We start from the raw sequence: 358 nt of genomic DNA, 5'->3' as shown, positions 1-358 counted from the left end.
ACCTGCCCGCCGGCACGAAGCTCGGCTCCCTGTGGAACGGCGAGCACACCGTCGAGGGGCAGCACGTCACCGTGAAGCCCGCGAGCTGGAACAAGGAGCTGGCGCCCGGCGCCTCCGTCACGGTCGGATTCGTCACCAGCGCGGCGGGGAAGGCGGGCGACCCGGCCGGCTGCCTGATCGACGAGGCCGCGTGCGCGGCCGGCGGCGGCGCCACCCCGCAGCCCAGCGGACGGCCCACCGAGAAGCCCCCCCCCCCCCCCCCCCCCCCCCCCCCCCGCACCCCCCCCCCCCCCCCCCCCCCCCCCCCCCCCCCCCCCCCCCCCCCCCCCCCCCCCCCCCCCCCCCCCCCCCACCCCCC

1 protein-coding gene is annotated in these 358 nt (G+C 83.0%); it reads left to right on the top strand.

The annotated features are described in order from the left end of the window. Window positions 1-358, top strand: a 358-nt coding sequence (locus A4V12_RS37660; protein WP_199831359.1) for a cellulose binding domain-containing protein, incomplete at both ends; no start/stop codon positions are given.

The organism is Streptomyces noursei (assembly GCF_001646665.1).
GTDB lineage: Bacteria > Actinomycetota > Actinomycetes > Streptomycetales > Streptomycetaceae > Streptomyces > Streptomyces lavendulocolor.
This window is presented reverse-complemented; position numbering and strand designations above follow the sequence as displayed.